This window comes from Acinetobacter guillouiae (assembly GCF_002370525.2).
GTDB classification, from domain to species: domain Bacteria; phylum Pseudomonadota; class Gammaproteobacteria; order Pseudomonadales; family Moraxellaceae; genus Acinetobacter; species Acinetobacter guillouiae.
Window position 1 is genome coordinate 4199338 of record NZ_AP014630.1, and the last position, 16707, is coordinate 4216044.

Annotated in this window: 17 protein-coding genes; 4 read left to right on the forward strand and 13 right to left on the reverse strand. The window is 38.1% G+C overall.

Annotated features, from left to right (window positions below; all coding sequences use genetic code 11):
• The first annotated feature begins 189 nt into the window (after window positions 1–189).
• On the forward strand, window positions 190–438 hold the full coding sequence (locus AS4_RS19620; protein WP_004816804.1) for a type B 50S ribosomal protein L31: 249 nt from the start codon (window positions 190–192) through the stop codon (window positions 436–438).
• Between the two features lie 69 nt (window positions 439–507).
• Here the strand turns inward: AS4_RS19620 and crcB are convergent, their stop codons facing one another.
• Window positions 508–888, reverse strand: coding sequence for a fluoride efflux transporter CrcB (gene crcB / locus AS4_RS19625; protein ID WP_034616430.1), 381 nt, complete (start codon window positions 886–888; stop codon window positions 508–510).
• 124 nt (window positions 889–1012) lie between these two features.
• On the reverse strand, window positions 1013–1861 hold the full coding sequence (locus AS4_RS19630) for a DUF2071 domain-containing protein (RefSeq protein WP_096735239.1): 849 nt from the start codon (window positions 1859–1861) through the stop codon (window positions 1013–1015).
• A 145-nt stretch (window positions 1862–2006) separates the two neighbouring features.
• Here AS4_RS19630 and AS4_RS19635 point away from each other — a divergent pair, with 145 nt between their 5' ends.
• Window positions 2007–2339 (forward strand): HopJ type III effector protein, encoded by a 333-nt coding sequence (locus AS4_RS19635; protein WP_096735240.1) that lies wholly within the window; start codon window positions 2007–2009, stop codon window positions 2337–2339.
• A gap of 47 nt (window positions 2340–2386) precedes the next feature.
• On the opposite strand, the gene AS4_RS19640 is transcribed toward AS4_RS19635, so the two are convergent.
• The 3 genes from AS4_RS19640 to AS4_RS19650 form a co-directional block, all read right to left on the reverse strand.
• Window positions 2387–2797 (reverse strand): GFA family protein, encoded by a 411-nt coding sequence (locus AS4_RS19640; RefSeq protein WP_004725587.1) that lies wholly within the window; start codon window positions 2795–2797, stop codon window positions 2387–2389.
• Between the two features lie 98 nt (window positions 2798–2895).
• Window positions 2896–4101 carry a TIGR03862 family flavoprotein gene (locus AS4_RS19645; RefSeq protein ID WP_096735241.1) on the reverse strand — a complete coding sequence of 402 codons (1206 nt, stop codon included), beginning with the start codon at window positions 4099–4101 and terminating at the stop codon, window positions 2896–2898.
• Entirely contained in the window at window positions 4091–4753 is a 663-nt protein-coding gene (locus AS4_RS19650) for a class I SAM-dependent methyltransferase (RefSeq protein ID WP_171478453.1), read from the reverse strand. The genes AS4_RS19645 and AS4_RS19650 overlap by 11 nt, the downstream gene beginning before the upstream one ends.
• A 75-nt stretch (window positions 4754–4828) precedes the next feature.
• Between AS4_RS19650 and AS4_RS19655 the strand changes: the two genes are divergently transcribed.
• Window positions 4829–4996: a DNA gyrase inhibitor YacG gene (locus AS4_RS19655; RefSeq protein WP_096735243.1), complete on the forward strand. Its 168-nt coding sequence runs from the start codon at window positions 4829–4831 to the stop codon at window positions 4994–4996.
• Between the two features lie 662 nt (window positions 4997–5658).
• Here the strand turns inward: AS4_RS19655 and AS4_RS19660 are convergent.
• The 5 genes from AS4_RS19660 to AS4_RS19680 form a co-directional block, all read right to left on the reverse strand.
• On the reverse strand, window positions 5659–6303 hold the full coding sequence (locus tag AS4_RS19660; RefSeq protein WP_096735244.1) for an MBL fold metallo-hydrolase: 645 nt from the start codon (window positions 6301–6303) through the stop codon (window positions 5659–5661).
• 20 nt (window positions 6304–6323) lie between these two features.
• The gene (gene hemH, locus AS4_RS19665) at window positions 6324–7334 is read right to left on the reverse strand and encodes a ferrochelatase (RefSeq protein ID WP_096735245.1); all 1011 of its coding nucleotides are present in this window, start codon (window positions 7332–7334) and stop codon (window positions 6324–6326) included.
• Window positions 7335–7433: 99 nt separating this feature from the next.
• Entirely contained in the window at window positions 7434–8450 is a 1017-nt protein-coding gene (locus AS4_RS19670; protein WP_096735246.1) for a DUF4062 domain-containing protein, read from the reverse strand.
• 107 nt (window positions 8451–8557) lie between these two features.
• On the reverse strand, window positions 8558–9436 hold the full coding sequence (gene murI / locus AS4_RS19675; RefSeq protein WP_096735572.1) for a glutamate racemase: 879 nt from the start codon (window positions 9434–9436) through the stop codon (window positions 8558–8560).
• A gap of 47 nt (window positions 9437–9483) precedes the next feature.
• Window positions 9484–10095, reverse strand: a complete 612-nt coding sequence (locus AS4_RS19680; protein WP_004816777.1) for a DUF1285 domain-containing protein — start codon at window positions 10093–10095, stop codon at window positions 9484–9486.
• A 203-nt stretch (window positions 10096–10298) separates the two neighbouring features.
• Here AS4_RS19680 and AS4_RS19685 point away from each other — a divergent pair, with 203 nt between their 5' ends.
• Complete coding sequence (locus AS4_RS19685) at window positions 10299–12011, forward strand: electron transfer flavoprotein-ubiquinone oxidoreductase (protein ID WP_004725573.1); 1713 nt, start codon at window positions 10299–10301, stop codon at window positions 12009–12011.
• A gap of 206 nt (window positions 12012–12217) precedes the next feature.
• Here the strand turns inward: AS4_RS19685 and AS4_RS19690 are convergent, their stop codons facing one another.
• The 3 genes from AS4_RS19690 to tssI are packed head-to-tail and all read right to left on the reverse strand — an operon-like array spanning window position 12218 to window position 16609.
• Window positions 12218–12586 (reverse strand): hypothetical protein, encoded by a 369-nt coding sequence (locus AS4_RS19690; protein WP_227548101.1) that lies wholly within the window; start codon window positions 12584–12586, stop codon window positions 12218–12220.
• 1 nt (window position 12587) lies between these two features.
• Window positions 12588–13802: a hypothetical protein gene (locus tag AS4_RS19695; RefSeq protein ID WP_096735247.1), complete on the reverse strand. Its 1215-nt coding sequence runs from the start codon at window positions 13800–13802 to the stop codon at window positions 12588–12590.
• A gap of 11 nt (window positions 13803–13813) precedes the next feature.
• Window positions 13814–16609, reverse strand: a complete 2796-nt coding sequence (tssI, locus tag AS4_RS19700; protein WP_096735248.1) for a type VI secretion system Vgr family protein — start codon at window positions 16607–16609, stop codon at window positions 13814–13816.
• Window positions 16610–16707: the final 98 nt, after the last annotated feature.

The following is a 16707-nucleotide window of genomic DNA, read 5'->3' on the forward strand; positions in this document are numbered from 1 at the left end:
TTAAGGATAAAACTTTACATTAAACTTATATTTGAAGTCTAAGCCAGATCCTCCTGCTTAGGCTTCTTTTTTATCTCACTTTTTTCCAAGTTCGATATACAACATGAATACGTATCAAATGAGGTACTTTACAAGTTAAATGTAATATTATAACATTACACCATGTTTAAATAATTAGAGGTTAAAACCATGCGCCAAGGTATCCACCCAGAATATCGTCAAGTGTTATTTCATGACACCAATGCCAATGCATACTTTGTTATTGGTAGCACCATCAAGACAACAAACACCAAAGAATATGAAGGCACACAATATCCTTATGTCACACTCGATATATCCAGTGCTTCACATCCTTTCTATACAGGTGAAATTCGTCAGGCAAGCAATGAAGGTCGTATTGCCAACTTCAATAAGCGCTTTGCCCGTTTTAAACGTTAATTGAACTGTATGTTGTGTCTAAGCCTAAGCTTCCCTCAGCTTAGGTTTTTTCATTTTAAATATTGCACATTATTTTGTGGATAAAAGCATTTGAAAAATATAAAAGCCAATCGCTAAACAGATCACACCAACAATTACACTAGAAACGGTATAAGCCAAAGCGATAGGAAACTGTCCCTGCCGAATGAGCTGGAATGTTTCCAGACCAAAACTGGAAAAAGTTGTAAAACCACCGAGGATTCCAACCATTAAAAATAATCGGGTTTCATTCTGTAAAATAGGATAGCGCTGGGTAAAAGCAAAAAAAATCCCTGCCAAGAAACAGCCCAAGATATTGATCGACCATGTTGTCCAAGGGAATAGGCTATGTGGTTTAGAAATAATAAATCCTGCACCATAACGTAAGCTTGCACCAATTGCCCCACCGCATGCGACCAATAGCCAATTCATGTTTAGACATCCTTAAAACTTTTTAAATTACTCATTTACCCACCATCCATTTTTTACAGCCCAGCTTGTTTATAAGCAGCTTGTGTATAAGCAGATAGTTATCCACAGATTAACATGGAGAAGCTTATCGATCTAATTTTAGTGGCAACTCATTTCTGACATAAAAGTCCAAAGTTGGCACAACAAAGGCAAATACATCTTGTTCACGAACACCCCATTGTTGTAGCAAAGGACAAGCTATATTAAGCACTTGAGCAGGTAGAACCTGACTAAAATCAAAAGGCATTTCAATATCCCCTTGTGATAATTTTTCAGGTTGATCGACCCATTCTACCCATGCATGGTCTTGTTCAGCCAGATATTGAATGGCCTCATGCCATGAACAGAATAAATTTTGCCACGCCTCAGGCAAGCACGGATCTGTATTGATTTGAACCGTGCTGGACAATTGATAAACTGGATCAAGTTCGAGTTCTGTTTGAATCAAATCTTCAGCGACTTGATGAACAAATTTCTTTGCATATTGTGCAGGCATCGCATCACTTGCCAAACGGCCACTCAAAACATAAAGCTGCTGGTCAATCACAACTTGCTCGAAAATCACCGTTTTATCCTGTTGTTTAGGGGCAATATAAAAGCGCCAATTGCTTTGTTTCGGTGATGGCATCAATTTACGTAATGGACCTAAAAAAGAAAAACCAAAATGTTCATGCTGATATGTCAGTATGGTAAAAATCGTTTTCCCTTGCTTTTCCCATAACTGAATAGGCTGTGGATAGCGTGAACGAACTTGATCTATATCCACCAACCACGACAAATACACAATATTCTTGACCTGACTTTGTAGCTGTAGAAAAGGAATAAAACCCATCAAGATACGGCGTAGTTTTAATAATAATGAGCATTCAGCAAAAAGACCGATCAGGCTCAAAATAAAGTTTGAATCTATATTTTTAATATTATGACGATTCATACCGACCTATTTTTATGAATTTCGATGCTGTTATTTTAGCAAATATGGTTAAAGAATGGCCCATCTCAAAATATTAAATAGCATTACTGAATTATTTAACCATAGGCTATGATATTGGCACGATTTAACACGGAATTTTCACATCATGGCTCAAGATTTATTGAAACAACTTCAAGCAGGCGATGCAAAATTTGCAGATGTCATCAGTCATATTGAAGCTCGTTATACCCACACCCCGACTGCATTCCAAAATGGTCAACAGCATAATGCTGCTACTGAGAACCAAGGCAGTGCCAAAGTTTTTTCTTTTGCACAATTAAATGATTTAGATCAACAACAAACACTGAATCTATTTGCAGAGCATTATGCTGCTGTTTTGGCAACGCCTGATGCAACAGACCATCAGAACATTCGCCAGTTTATGCAAAATGGCTGGAATGGCATCAAATTTGAAGGTGATGCTTTAACAGCAAAATAACAACAATACAATTAAGTTAGGGATCTATTCGATCCCTTTCTACACGATTATGGACGCTCATCATATTGAGGTAAACCGTCACAAATCGTATCCCACTCTGCTTTATAAGCAGTAAAAATATGCATTGTCGGCTTCTGTTCTAAAGCTGTATCTAAAGTTCCAATTCTTAAACGATAGGTATCTGGTGTCTCTGCTTTAATACTGATGATCGGTGAGCCACATTCTTGGCAGAAACAACGTGTTGTTGTTGCTGTCGATGCAAATTTTTTCAATAATTCCTCACCTTTGGTGATTTTAAAATCTGCTTTTTGAATTGGCGCATTGGTCGCAAATGCTGTGCCATTGGCTTTACGACAACGTTGGCAATGACACTCGATCACCTCTCCAATTTCACCATGAATCTCATAGTGAATACCGTCACACAAACAACTTCCTGTATATATTTTTTCAGCAGACATTGAGAAAATCTCCCTATTTCAAAGGCTATTGGCAATAGCATCAAACTAGCATAAAAGTCGCGTTTTTAATCAAAACACCATCATTTTTTTGCCTAATCTCATCTATTGAGATATTGATGTACACCCTCACCCGCAGCACGCCCTGTCGCAAAACACGCCGTCAACAAATATCCTCCTGTCGGGGCATCCCAATCCAGCATTTCACCACAGCAAAATACAGAGGGATTGGATTTTAGTTGTAAATGCTGAGTTAATACGGCTTGCTTTACACCACCAGCACAGCTGATCGCTTCTTCAATCGGACGAAATCCGTCAAGCTCAATTTTTAAATGCTTAATCTGTTGTGCGAGTTTTTCAGGAATGTTCCATACTGATTTATCCACCAATTCACGAATCAGATTGGCTTTGGCAGCATCTAAACCTGCTTTGCGCCAGATATTGGTACTGGATTGCTTTTTGGACGGCTGTAATTTCTGAGTAAGCTGTTGAACAGTTTGATCAGGTAACAAGTCTAAATAAATCGACATCGGTTGATTGTGCTGTACCAATTGACGTAATAATCGCCCCTGCTTATAGATGAGACCACTTTCTAATCCATAATGGGTAATCACAATATCACCTTGTGTCTTTGCAGAATTTTCCACCCAAGCATCTACACGTTTAAGAGGCTGACCAAAGACAGGCTGCATATAGTTTGACCATGCCCGAACCACACCAGCATTGCTCGCTTGAAACGCTTCAATTTCAGAAGCAGGCAACCACTTTTGCCATGCACCATCACTACCTAAACGTGACCATGACACAGCACCACACGCCAGAATAATCGCATCAAAATTCAAAAGCTGTGCTTGATTGTTCCTGAGATCAAGAATTTCGAGTTGTTGCTGCTTTAAATCTATTATTTGATGACGATAATGAAATTGAACGTGCTGCGCTGCCAATTGCTTTAACCAAGCACGTAACAAAGGCGCAGCCTTCATTTCTACAGGGAAAATTCGTCCTGAACTCCCCACATAAGATTCAATCCCTAAACCATGCATCCAATTTTGAATCCACGGCGCATCCCACTTTTCAACCCAAGGTCTTAACCATTCCACATGATCATAACGTTGAATAAATTGTTCAAATGCTTCTGCATGGGAAATATTCAGCCCCGTCTTTCCAGCCATCAAAAATTTACGTGCAGCAGAAGGTTTCTGTTCAAAAACATGAACCTCATAATCAGCTGTAGATTGGCTTAAAACATCTGCAGCCATTAAACCTGCTGGCCCAGCCCCGATGATGGCAATTTTCTTAATTGGCATCAGACGGCTCTGATAGGTTTTCAACACTTTTACCCTGACGTGGCCCGACCTTATCAAAACGGGTTTGATAGTGTTCAGGTTTAGCAATAATCAATTGCTGACACAATTCACCACGTTCTAAATATTTAATCTCAAAATGCGTACGTGCTGAATCTGATGCAATCGTTTGTTTTTCATAAGGCAGTTTCCAAACATCTTTTAGTTGCTGTTCTGCTTCAGCAATATATTCAGGAATATTACTGGCTAAAGTGATGCTGCCATTTGGAGATAATCTGGAAAGCAAAAATTCAAAAAAAGGCATATTTAACCAGCGTTGCGCAGGATTATGCGGTTCTGGATTTGGATAGAGAATAAAAAACTGTTGTACCTGATTGGGATAAAGTGCATGCACCACCCACGGTAATGCATCAGCATGAATAGGCGTTAAATTTGTTTGACCTTCCAACTGATGCTGTTTTTGCATGGCAATATATTTTTCACGGGTTCTTTCTATCGCAATCAATTTCAGTTCAGGGTGCTGTTCAGAAAAGAGCAAGGCATGTTTGCCCTTTCCTGCCCCAATTTCTACACAAATTGGGTTATTTTCAATACATTGAAAATCACGAGGAGCATGCATACGCTGTGCTTGAAATTGACGAATCGACATAATCAGATCAAACTAACAAGAAATCGTTCACAAGTTTAACAACTCTTTACGGTTTTTGCTTTTTTAAATGAGGATTTCCATATGTCTAAAACTTTTCCTTGCCCTCGCTGCGGTGAACCATCTACATGGGAAGGCAACGAATTTCGTCCATTTTGCTCTGAGCGTTGTAAATTGATCGATTTAGGTGCATGGGCCAATGGAGATTATACCTTACCTACAGAAGATGCACCGCAAACTGAGGATTCTTAAGCTTTCCTAGATTTTTATCATTTTACTGGCTAATCTTGAACCCACTTAATTATCACAATACATTAAAAATACTTTATATTAAAACTTCACAGTAATCATTCATTTTTCATAAGACTGTGGATCTGATACAACAGGTTTATTTCATACTTTAAACATAATAAAAGTTTGATTAGTTTTCAGCCATGATAAAACAAGGAGCATTTAAATGTTTATAGGTTTAAAAATATTTATCACTATTTTATTGATTTTATGTGCATTTTTTACTTTTATTGGAGTATATACACTCGATGTTTCTTTTATCGCAATTGGAATTCTATTTGCAATAGTCATCTTATTAATCAAATTGGAAATGGTAAAGTAGCGGTGATTTAAATCAATTTAACACTATTATTGAGTAATTTAATTTTAATTTTCTCATTCTCCACGCATATTATTTCAATGATGAGATGAATGACTTTTGCAGGAGTTATTTAAAGATGAGCATAAACAGCATTGTTCTATGAACTGTTTTCACTCAGATCATTCACGTTACTATTACAGATTCTTACTAAATGTTGAATCATTAATAAACTATACATTTAAAACAAAAATGGTGAGTAAAGCATTGATTATCTCACCATTTTTCATTTCTTATTTCTACTATAAAGCCAGACAGCGAATACTTAACCCGCTTTACTTGCCACAAAAGGATTGTGTTGCTTTTCAAAACCAATGGTACTCATTGGACCATGCCCTGAAATAAATTGAGTTTCATCAGGCAGGGTAAAACATTCACGCTGAATTGAATCTAAGAGCTGTTGATGGTTGCCTTTTGGAAAGTCAGTACGTCCAATTGAACCCTTAAACAGCACATCCCCCGTCCAAAGCACACCATATTTGGCATTGTAAAAAATGACGTGGCCTGGTGTATGTCCTGGTGCAAAACGCACTTCAAACTCTTCATCCCCCAAGCTTAACTTTTCGCCACCCTCTAACCATTGATTGACATGAACAGGCTCAGGAATTGGAAATCCATAACGGGCAGATACCTCTTGAATCATTTCTAACCAAAACAGGTCTTCTTTATGCGGACCAATCACAGGCACATTCCATTCTTTGACCAATGCACCTACCGCACCAGCATGATCCAAATGACCATGTGTTAACCACAATGCTTTGACTGTCAGTCCTAATGCTTCAACTTCTTGTTTTAATTTCTCAGGCTCACCACCAGCATCAATCAATACCGCTTCTTTGGTTTCCGAATCCCAAACAATAGAACAATTTTGGGCGAATGCAGTAACGGGTACAATCTTGACTTGTAACATGATAATTTTCCTAAAAAACCCTATACCTGTAAATGAAACTTGAGTGTATTCAATTGAGTCTGTAAAAGTTGCTCAAATAAGTCAATATGATCCGCACGGCTATTTAATGCAGGAATGTAAGCATAGTGTTGACCACCTGCTTTTAAAAACAATTCAGCATTTTGAATCGCCAGCTCTTCCAAGGTTTCTAAACAATCTGCCGAAAATGCAGGGCTCAGCACTTGAACAGACTCAACACCTTGCGCTGCCCACTCTTGCAAGAGCTGGTCGGTATACGGTTTAACCCATTCTTGCTTCCCAAAACGGGATTGGAAACTGATCGCCCATTGGTCGTCTTTTAAATCTAATGCCTGTGCTACCTTAAGTGCAGTGATACGACAACGCTCTGCATAAGGATCGCCTTTATCTGCATAAGGCTGTGGGATCCCATGAAAAGACATCAACAGTTTAGCTGCTTGCCCATATTGCTGCTGATAGTCCCGTACACTGTTGGCTAAGGCCTGAATATAAAGCGGATGTTGATAATAATCTCGAATAAAACTTAAACCCGGAATATTGCGTTGCTTTAACAACCATTGTGCAACGGCATCATATAAAGGGGCGGTTGATGTTGCCGAGTACTGTGGAAATAACGGGAAAAGAATAATATGGTCATACTGCTTGTTTTTCGCATCATTCAATACAGCATCGATACCCGGTCGCCCATAGGTCATTGCTGGCACAATCTCTAAATCTAAATCAGCATTGGTACTTATTAATTTTTTTTGTAGTGATTCAACTTGTGCAAATAGAATTTCACGCATCGGTGAATCATTTGACCAGACTTGTGCATAAGCTTCGGCAACACGCTTTGGTCGAAAAGGTAGAACAAATGCATTTAAAATAATTGCCCATAAAATTTTGGGAATTTCGATGACGCGCTGATCTGATAAAAACTGCTTTAAAAAAGCCCGAACAGCTGGAGCTGTAGGCGCATCTGGTGTCCCTAAATTAGCAATAATAATCAGGACTTTAGGTTTAGATAAAGACATTTTCACCCGATTTACAGAATAGTTTATCTCGAATGATCAGCTTAACAGAGTCTTTATCTAAACAAAATTTTTTATCTTAACTCACTCAATTTATTTAACTTAAAAAATTGAAGAGCGGCTGCTAATACGTTGTGAACTTTCAAGCAGTTTCACGCATTTATCCGTCATCTGCCAGAGCATACGCTGACGATCATCACGCCCCACAGGGATGATCCATTCATTTTGACGGACTTGTTGCTTAATCGTATGCAAGGAACGCACATTAATCTGCGCTCTAGACACAGCATGCGCACGTGGCATCACCACTTGCGCATCGGTTAAACCCGTATTATTCAAATATTCATTTAAGACTTTAGAGAAAAAATCCTCAGACGTCGGTTGTCTAAATTCAACTGATAAGATTTTCAATAACTCTGCCCATGTCATCTCACGCGCTGGCGATAACTCTTTAAAATTACCATCTTGATAGGCATGCATTCGATAATCAAAATTAAACACTTCATGCAATGAAACTTTGGGTAAAGTTAAAAATGGATCAGCTTCTTTTTTCCCTTGCTCTACGGAAACATGTGCCAACTTTGCTTTTAAACGATCAATCTCATCTTGTAAGACTTGAATATTCTGAGGTCTTACCCATCCTACAACAGGATAGCGCTCTAGCATTTGTGGCATATATGAACGTACCGCAAGTTCTAAATCTCGTAAAGTTCGATAAGTAACGACTTGCTCAACTTCTTTTTGTAGTTGATGTCTAAATTCATTAAACTTTTCTTTTAGCAGCGTACTTTCTTCTTTTAAATGCGGTTCGCGAAATTCAGGACTCTCATGCATAAATACAATAATTGGTTTCTGTTTGGTCACCGCATAAATATATTCAAGATGTAAATAACTCACTCCTGAAACAGATTGCTCCCCATATTGACTCCCCAACAACAATAAAACGTAATCACAGTCATCTATCTGACGACGTGCAAATGCGGTACTTAATGGTGTCCGTTGTTCTAATCCCCAAGAAAAAAACCCCATCCCTATAAGGGTTTGTGACACAACCATCCGTTCTGGCTGCATTTCTTTGCCAGATGTTGTAATAAAAACTTGATACCGTTTATCGAGCATAGGTTAACCCATTCTTGTCACACCCTACTTAAATCCATCCATGAGCTTTAAGTTTGATATGCCCTACACTTATGAAAATATATTAAATCTGTTCAATATTGAAAGAATTAGCCGAGTTTTTCAACAATATTTTCTACAGACCATGTAATTTTTGGTTGTATGAGATGTTTGATGACATTTTCTAATTGTTTTGCATTTCCCCCACTCACAAAACATTGTAAACGCACCCCTTTTTCTTGCAAGCTGCTTGATATTAACTCATTTTTTAACAATATACGCGCCGTTTGTCGTGCAACGGCCAATCCAGAATCAATTAAGTTAAGCTGAGAGCCGTATAATTCGTGAATACTCTGTTTTAAATAAGGGTAATGGGTACAGCCCAACACCAAATAATCTGAACCTTTTGCAATAACTGGATCTAAAACCTTTTGCAGGCTGTGTTTACATTCCAAACTGTTATAACGTCCAGATTCAATCAAGGGAACCAGTTCAAGATTGGTAATCGTCAGTACTTCAACATTGGCAGGTTCTGCAAAACGCTGCATCACATCTTTGATCAATTTTCCACGAAAAGTGGCAGGTGTAGCCAAAACTGAAACCACTTTAGACTGGGTTTGTAGCACTGCTGGTTTTAAAGCAGGCACCAGCCCAACAATAGGAAAATTTTCACCATAATGATCACGTAAATAATCCAGACTAAATGCTGAAGCGGTATTACATGCCACAACTGCGATTTTACAACCTTGACGATATAACCATTCGATTGCTTGCGCAGTTAATTCACGAATATTTTGATCCGTCCGTGGGCCATAAGGGACATGTGCAGTATCGGCATAATAAACAATACGTTCATTTGGCAAATAATTGGCAATTTCCTGTGCAATAGAAAGCCCACCGATACCTGAATCAAAAATACCAATCGGGGCATCTGCCAAGGCTTTTGGCATTGGATTTTCTAGAGGAGAGAGAGGAAAAATCGCGCTCATTTGATCCACTATTGGCATACGGTAAAAATAATTAACAAGATTAAACCTCAAGTCCCTAATTGCAAGTGAAAATCACCACTTTCTAAAGATAAAATGGTATCTCCTTGCTCATTTTCAAGCAATTTCCCATATTCAATCAGATGGAAAAAAGCAGAACGTTGAATCAAGGCATTTATCCCGAAACGAATATGTACATAAGGTCTTAACTCACCTTGATATTCACGCATAAAAATAGGGTGTTCTGGATCAATCAGTGTAATGTCTTGATTGGTGGTGGTCACTTGTAGATAGACCTGCCCATCGAGATTTACCTGATCAACTTGATTGACCAATAAAGGTTCATCCTCAACTTGAATTTCAATCTGTTCAACTGGGGTTTTTAAATAGAACTTTCCGTCTTCTTTCCAAAGTACTTTTGTAAACAGGTCTAAAAGCGCTTGGCGTTTGATCAATTGACCTTCGTGCCACCATTCTCCATTGGCTTTTACCGTCAAATCCATTTTGCCACAATGCTTTGGCTGCCACTGCTCTAAAGGGGGTATTGACCTTTTGTGACCCGCCTGTACATCTTTTAAGTATTGTGCAATGCTCATTAAGTTTTTATTATCAGAATCTGGCTGATTTTGAGCCGCTGATGTTGAATTATTTTGATTTACCATGGTTTATGCCTTGCTGACTTAAAAATAATACGACTCAGCCAATTGGCTAGATTAGGGTTTCTAACTATACTAGCGCAAAATATATTATTGGTACGAGCGTTAATTCGTATCACGGAATTTTTAGAACACTCATGGCAGCACCGATTTATTAATTCCCAATAAATGCTCACGGTTGCCACCCTTAGAAATATGAGGAGTCCTACATGGAACACATCGAACGCGAATCGATGGAGTTTGACGTAGTGATCGTAGGCGCAGGCCCTGCGGGTCTTTCTGCTGCGATTAAAATTCGTCAATTAGCTCTTGAAAACAATCTTCCAGACCTTTCCGTCTGTGTGGTTGAAAAAGGCTCTGAAGTTGGTGCGCATATCCTTTCTGGTGCTGTACTTGAACCTCGTGCAATCAATGAACTTTTCCCTGACTGGAAAGAACAAGGTGCACCTTTAAATGTACCTGTGACTGAGGACAAAACTTATTTCCTCATGTCTGCTGAAAAGTCACAAGAAGCACCGCACTGGATGGTTCCTAAAACCATGCACAATGATGGTAACTATGTTATTTCATTGGGTAATGTAGTGCGTTGGTTAGGTCAAAAAGCGGAAGAGTTAGAAGTTTCTATCTTCCCTGGCTTTGCTGCTTCAGAAATCCTTTATCATGAAGATGGTTCTGTAAAAGGCATCCAAACTGGTGATATGGGTATTGGTAAAGATGGTGAACCTACTCACAACTTTACTCCTGGCTACGAGCTTCATGCAAAATACACAATTTTTGCAGAAGGTTGTCGTGGACACCTTGGTAAACGTCTGATTGCAAAATACAACTTAGATCAAGATGCTGATCCGCAACATTACGGTATCGGGATCAAAGAACTTTGGGAAATTGACCCTGCTAAACATAAACCAGGTTTAGTGATGCATGGTTCAGGCTGGCCTTTGGCAGAAACAGGTTCTTCAGGCGGCTGGTGGTTATATCACGCTGAAAACAACCAAGTGACCTTGGGTATGATTGTCGATTTATCTTATGAAAATCCACACATGTATCCTTTTGCTGAAATGCAACGTTGGAAAACACATCCACTGATCAAGCAATATCTTGAAGGTGGTAAGCGTATTTCTTATGGCGCACGTGCAGTTGTTAAAGGCGGTCTAAACTCTCTACCTAAACTGACTTTCCCAGGCGGTTGCTTAATTGGTGATGATGCTGGTTTCTTAAACTTTGCTAAAATCAAAGGCTCTCATACTGCGATGAAATCGGGTATGTTGTGTGGTGAAGCTGTATTTGAAGCAATTCAAGCAGGTCATGAGAAAGGTGGCGATTTAGCGGTTGCGCGTGTGGCTGAAGGTGAAGATTTCTTTGCCAAAGAATTGACTGCATATACGGACAAATTCAACAACAGTTGGTTAAAAGAAGAGTTACATCGTTCACGTAACTTTGGTCCAGCAATGCATAAATTCGGTTTATGGATGGGTGGTGCATTTAACTTTATCGATCAAAATATCTTTAAAGTGCCATTTACCCTACATGACCTTGCACCTGACTTTAGTGCATTAAAAACTGTAGATGCTGCGACATTTAAACCTACTTATCCAAAGCCAGACGGTAAATTAACCTTTGATCGTTTATCTTCTGTATTTGTATCGAATACCGTACATGAAGAGAATCAGCCAGCTCACTTAAAGCTGACCGATGCTTCGATTCCAGTCAATGTCAACTTACCAAAATGGGATGAGCCAGCTCAACGCTACTGTCCTGCTGGTGTTTACGAGATTATGGAAAATGATGATGGTTCTAAGCGCTTCCAGATAAATGCTGCGAACTGTGTTCACTGTAAGACTTGTGATATCAAAGATCCATCTCAGAACATCACTTGGGTAACACCTGAGGGTGGCGGTGGTCCAAACTATCCAAATATGTAAATCAATAAACCCGCTTCGGCGGGTTTTTTTATCATCAAAAACTTAATTTCCTGAATCTCTTAAGCTTCTCATTGCAATCCAATCTACAAATGAAACTCTTGGATTTAATGTTATTTTATTATTAACACCTTTATTCTATTGATAGAAATCACTCACCTCTCTAATACTATCCAAATCAGTTTATTTTTACGTAAAATCATTATGTGTTATTTTATGATGACATCATATTTTTTCTTAAAATTAGTCATCCCACCAAAAGCTCCACCTCTAAAATTACCATCTAATAAAATATAATAATTACCTTTAACTTTAGGTACTCCATATATTCTTATAGAATTTTGATAAAGAAAGTCATTCTCCCCTACTTTTTCTATATTAATACCTGAGTTATCAGGTAAATCTGTTTTAATAACAAGTTCACCAAATATATTTAGCTTCTCAATTTCTATTCTATTATCATATTTCTCGCCATACTTCATTTCTGGCAAATTATTAGGTTCAATCTTTATTTGATGACTGCAGCCTAAAATAAAAAAAACACAAACAAGATACCCAGAGTAAAAAAACTTTTTCATATTAAACCAATCCTCTTTCAAATATATAAACACCCCAAGTATATTTAACCAGCTCACCAAGTGTTAAACCATCATTTTGATTATATGACTTACCCCAACTAAAGACTTTAAATTTAACCTCATCTGTTTCTAAAGTGGTTGAATTTAATAACGAGCCATCTACCATAATATTACTATCTAGCACAACCCAATGAGTAGGAAAGACCGCCAAAGTCTTTTTTTGATATTGCAAAATACTACTACTTGATAACAATACTATAAAATATTTTTTTACATCATATTTACTAGTTTCAACCAATGCCTTTAATTTATTTGAAATTCCGATATGGAAAAAATCTACATTTTTAAAACCTATATCCCTAAACCATGTAAGTAAATCTCCTGGTGGAGTGATCCCTGCACTTGCTTCTCCATACTCTAAAGTATAGTCCAAGATTATATTACTTGAATCCCTTAAACTTCCAAGAGTAATCCAATCAATTGCAGGAATTAAAGCATTATCATGCTCATCAAAATAATTTTTTACAGTTCTAGCTCCACCTTTATCTGGTTTTATCGTTAAATTATTGACTTTAGTTTCACCCTTTTCCCATAATTCTTTTACAATTTTTTTATAAATATTCGAATTAGCATTTAAAACACAATAAAAAAAAGCAGCTGGACCACACAAATTTGTAAAACCTTGATCTGGATACTTTTCCTTAAGTCTACTCAATAATCCTTGCTGTATTTTTTCTTTAGTAAAAGGATCAAAATAATCACCGATAGGATGTTGCGTACTTACAAACATTCTTGTGTTAGATATTGTTAACTGAACTAAATTATTATTAACACCAGTCACAGGCTTTGTAATATTTTTTGTTTCCATGTAATTAACAATATCATATTTTATTTTATTACTTTTAATATTATCTAAAGTAAATTCAAAAACCATGTTTGATAGAATCTTTTTATTAACTACTGGAATAAATTTTATACCATCACGCTTATATAAAGTAAACTCAATAACCATATCTTTTGCTGATTCACCATCAGTTGGTATGCTCATTATCTCAGTCTTATAATTATTCCTCAAAGGATATTTAATTCCTGCCTGAATTTTTTTAGCACTATCAAGCACAACTTTATTTGTAGAAGTATTGAAAACTTGTAAACTATAATACAACTTCTTAGTATCCACATTAGATTTAACTATAACAAATGGGAAATAATTCATTATATTTTCCTCTAAATATTTAAATAATTATCAGTTTTTAAGTGAATTGATACTTTTTCTTTACTGAGTGTTTTTATAGGTTTCGTATATCCTTTATCATCTGTGATATCTTCAATAATTTCACCACTTTCTAAGAATGCAATGTATTTCATATTTTTGTAAGGAATACCATCATCATCTTGCATTAAAAAAACAACATCATATTTGTTTTCATCACCCAATACAGGTAATGGGTATTTTACATTCGAAACTTGCGCCCCACCCAAAAACTTATGTTGTCCAGCTTTGACTTCAAACTTACCCGCAGTGGTCGGTAAAACACCTGCACTACTAATTTCAACTTGAGATCCATCTGCAATCAAAATAATTTTCTTATCCGCTTTAATCTCGATTTTTTCTTCCGTCGAAATAATTTGAATACCTTTACGCGCAATCAAATCCGCACCATCGCCTTGTGCTTGGATCTCAACTTTACCTTTCCCTGCAAATAATCTTACCCCTTCTTGTGCCGCAAAAAGACTGATCTTTGATTGTGCATGTGCAACTAAATTCTTTTGCGTACTCAATTGAATACTATCACCCGCAGTTTCATAGATTTGTCGATCGGCAGAAAGATGTAGATCTTCATTAGTAGCAAGCGCAACCGAATTGGGTGAAGCCAATAACATTAGAGCTTGCTTAAAGGTATCTGCTTGGCTTTTTGCTTCACTGGATTCATCTTTTTCCAAATAAGAAATAAAAGATTTCAAATGATCTAAATTTTCTAAAGGATCAGTTTGCTGATTCTTGGCAACTTCACTTAAGGCTTTAGAATTATTTAGGCTGCTTTCCAACTGACTTTTCGCTGCAGTTGCATCAAGGTGATTGCCTGAAGCTGAATCTTGAGCATAGGTACTCAGTAGTAGACCCTGTCCTGCACGCACTGCTCCCCATTGGTCTGTTCTTAGTTCAAAGCCTTCGCCTCGTCCTTCACTGGTCTCGTTTTCTTTAGGATGGCTCAGATTACCGAGATTCAGTTGACTCGCACCGTGACTGCTATGTAGCTGGCTGCTGATTTGGTCTGTGGTATCGTCAAATCTAAGCTGGCCATAGCCACTGCCTTTAACTTCCCGACTTTTGATCCCTGCCAGTTTTTTTGTATCAGGCAATTGGCCTTTGTCATCAAATTTCGTTGGACTTCGTTGTGCTTCATGGATACGCCCCACCACAAATGGTCGATCGATATTGCCATCAAAGAAATCTATCACCACAATCTCGCCAATCCTCGGTAAGAACCGCGCACCATAGCCTTCACCTGCCCACGGGGTCAGTACATCCACCCAAGCAGAATCAGTGTCGTTGTCATTGCTCCCTGCTCCACCATCATGACTGTGGTCTTCATTGCGGGTAAACAGGAAACGAACTTTAATACGTCCCCATTCATCGACATGAATTTCTTCTCCACTTGACCCAACCACTTTGGCTCGTTGTGGATGGGTACTCGGGCGGTGTTGTAGTGGGTGGTATTCCGGAACAGTGGTGATATTACGGCGTTGTAACACCAATTGATTGGCTTGGCGTTCTGGGTTGTTTGAGTCTACATTTGAATTGACCCAATTGCTTTGTTGGAGCAAGCGATTGATTTGCTCATTCAGGTCTTTGGGTAAATTGTTCTGGTTATAGAATGTCTTTGACGTGATCAGAAATTCTTTGTCTGAGCCACTGTGTTGATCTATTTCTGGGTGTTCGTTTAACTCAAACCAGTAACCCACTTGTGCATCACGTACAGTGGAATTGGCAACAAATTGCTTGGATTGAGCATCATAGTAATGGCTGAGGTTTTGGTTGATCTTTTCAATCTGATTGTTATTTGAAGCGGTTGCTTGATCTTCACCATTGAGGTCTTGAATCCATGCTGGACTAATATGCCAAGCCTGTTCTAAACCGAGACTGGCATTATTCTGGTTTTGACTATGTTGATGTTTGCTTTGAACACTGCCTGCACCCTCTTCTTGCTCTAACACATCTGCTTGCCAGCGTTGTACGTGGACAGCAGTGGGTTGTAAGCTACGTTGTCCGATAAAGCTGGTGATGCTGTCTTGTTGTTCTGTGGCACTGCTACGATGGAAGCGGATCGTTCTTCGTTCTAACGATTTGTATTCGCTATTGTCATCCACCAAGCGCAGTTTTTGTGGCTGAATTTGAGTCGCAGAACTAAGCACAATCAATTGCGCTTCATCAATCAGCCAGTTGATCCCTTCACTGCGCATCAAGCGGGTTAAAAATGCATAGTCACTTTCGTTGCTCTGCATAATGAATGGGCGGATATCGTAATCTTTTTTCAGTCCACTTTTATCGAGACTTAGACTGGAGGCAAAGAGTGGGCTTTTATCTTGCCATTCTTTAAACAGCGTTTCTATGATTTGAACAACCGACTTATTCATAAACACTCGGCTGTTACGGCGTTTATGCCACAGTGAAGTGGCATCTTCGAGTTTGAGTTTATATAGCGTTAGTGCGCCATCACTTTGCCCTTGTGCGGCCTCAGTAATCACTCCTGTGCTACGAAACAATTGTCCATGATCTGTGACTTGATCAATGGCCACTTGGCTACCAATAAACTGTTTAAGCGGAATCGTTGCTGAAGTGGCAAGACAAATCAGTTCAATAGACACACCTTGGTTTAGACCATGTTGTCCATCGATACGTTGTAAGAAGACTTGGTTGTTTAAGTCTGTATTTGTAAATTGGATATGCAAAGCTCGTTTTTGTGCGTTTAGTCCAAGCTGATCCAATATTTTATAAATGCTATTTACTAAGCTGTTCATTTGAATGAGTTAATTATTATTAAAAAATATGTTTAGATTATAATCACAAGTCAAAATTCTGTCATTTTTAATTTTGTAAAATGATTTAATATCCACAA